Origin of the sequence: Brevibacterium litoralis (genome assembly GCF_040212315.1) — a bacterium.
GTDB classification, from domain to species: domain Bacteria; phylum Actinomycetota; class Actinomycetes; order Actinomycetales; family Brevibacteriaceae; genus Brevibacterium; species Brevibacterium litoralis.
On sequence record NZ_JBDIUY010000056.1, the window covers coordinates 1 to 2120 of the forward strand.

Here is a 2120-nt window from a genome sequence, read left to right on the forward strand (position 1 = left end):
GTCACCCGGTCGGGTGGAGATTCGATTGTCGTTCCCCGCCTACCGTGGCGGCGAACGAGATAGAACTCTATGCGTCGGGCAGTGCCTGGAGCAAACCGAAACCGGGTGACCTCGCCCACAGGATGGTTTCCGCGCCGCCACCTGCGCTGACATTCCCGTACACCCAGGAACTCGGGTACTCCGGCCTTCCCCTGACACGCCCGATCCTGGATACAGTGGTGCCCGCCACACAGGACCGTTCACGCGTGGCACCTCTGCCTCACGTCGTCCGGCCCACCCGAGCACTCACCGTGCCAGGAGGAAACACCATGACCGTACTCGTCGCTCATGCTTCCACTGCGGAGGGAACAGCAGCCTTCGAGTTCGCACTCACTGAGGCGGCCCGCCGGGAGGAGGACGTCCTCGCCTTCCGGTTCGCCTCCCCGGACGGACCCGCGACCGAGGTGCTCGACGGCATCCGCGTCGCCTACCGTGATCCCGACCCCGAGGTGCGGGACTCCGCCGGCGAGTTCCTCGACCTCGCGGAGGAACTGGGCGCGAGCGTCATCGTCGTCGGGATCCGCCACCGCTCCCCCGTGGGCAAACTCCTGCTCGGCAGCACTGCCCAGCAGATCCTCCTGGAGTCCTCCATCCCCGTCATCGCGGTCAAGGTCCCCCACTGACTCGATCGCCGCCCGGGCCCCGGCACCCCACCACTGACTCGATCGCCGCCCGGGCCCCGGCACACACAGAAGACCCCTGTCACGGATGTCCGTGACAGGGGTCTTCAGCCGGTGCGGATCAGACGGAACGTCTCTCAGTTGAGAACGGTCAGCGCACCGAGCGTCTTCTTGCCCCGGCGGAGCACGACGACACCGTGGTCACCGGCGTCGAGGACGTCGGCGGTCGTGATGACCGCGTCCTCCCCGACAGCCTTCACGTTGTTCACGTAGGCGCCGCCGTCCTTGAGCGCCCGGCGGGCATCGCCCTTCGACTTCGTGATGCCGGCCCGCGCGAACGCCTCGGCGACGCCCAGGCCCTCCGAGATCTCAGCGGCGGTCGCCTCGGCGTGGGGAACCTCGGCAGTGGCGGCCCGCAGGGTCGCAGGCTCCAGGCCCGCCAGTTCCCCGCCCCCGAACAGCGCGGCGGCCGCGGCGAAGGCCTGGGCGGTCTGCTGCTCGCCGTGGACGAGGGTGGTGACCTCCTCGGCGAGCGTCTTCTGCGCCAGACGCTTGAACGGAGCGGCCGTGAACTCCTCCTCGATCGCGTCGAGCTCCTCCGTCGACCGGAAGGAGAACACACGCAGGTAGCGCATGACGTCGCGGTCGTCGGCGTTGAGCCAGAACTGACTGAACGCGTAGGGGCTCGTGAGCTCGGGGTCGAGCCACACGGTGCCGGACTCCGTCTTGCCGAACTTGGTGCCGTCGGCCTTCGTCATGAGGGGTGTCGCCATCGCGTGGACGTGCTCGCCCTCGGTCCGGCGGATGAGGTCGGTGCCCGAGGTGAGGTTGCCCCACTGGTCGGATCCACCGTGCTGCAGGGTCACGCCGTAGCGCTTGTACAGCTCGCGGTAGTCGTTGCCCTGGAGCAGCTGGTAGGAGAACTCCGTGAAGCTGATGCCGGCATCGGACTCCAGGCGGGCCTTGACGGCCTCCTTCGCGAGCATCCGGTTGACGGAGAAGTGCTTGCCGACCTCGCGGAGGAAGTCGATCGCGTTGTACTCACCGGTCCAGTCGAAGTTGTTCACCATCGTCGCGCGGTGCGCGCCCTCGAAGTCGATGAACCGCTCCAACTGGCCGCGGATGGAATCCACCCACCCGGAGACGACCTCGCGGGAGTTGAGCGACCGCTCGTTCGTCATCCGCGGGTCGCCGATGAGTCCCGTGGCGCCGCCGACGAGCATGAACGGGTTGTTACCGGCCTCCTGCAGACGACGGGCGAACAGGATCTGCACGAGGTTGCCCATGTGCAGACTCGGCGCCGTCGGATCGAAACCGATATAGAAGTTGACCGGCCCCTGGGCGAAGGCGCGGGCGAGCGCCTCCTCGTCGGTGGACAGTGCCACCAGGTCGCGGGCCTTCAACTCACTGAGGATGTCGGTCACGATCAGCCTTTCGACTCACTCGTACGTGCGTGCCACC

2 protein-coding genes are annotated in these 2120 nt (G+C 67.6%); one reads left to right on the plus strand and one right to left on the minus strand.

Annotated features, from left to right (window positions below; genetic code table 11):
• Positions 1–308: 308 nt before the first annotated feature.
• Positions 309–662, plus strand: a complete 354-nt coding sequence (locus AAD496_RS14840) for a universal stress protein (RefSeq protein ID WP_349829659.1) — start codon at positions 309–311, stop codon at positions 660–662.
• A gap of 134 nt (positions 663–796) precedes the next feature.
• Here AAD496_RS14840 and tyrS read toward each other — a convergent pair whose 3' ends face one another.
• Entirely contained in the window at positions 797–2083 is a 1287-nt protein-coding gene (gene tyrS, locus AAD496_RS14845; protein WP_349829660.1) for a tyrosine--tRNA ligase, read from the minus strand.
• Positions 2084–2120: the final 37 nt, after the last annotated feature.

Excerpts from the sequence above, each read along its gene's own strand:
- AAD496_RS14840 (WP_349829659.1), top strand. The coding sequence starts at position 309 with ATGACCGTACTCGTCGCTCATGCTTCCACTGCGGAGGGAACAGCAGCC.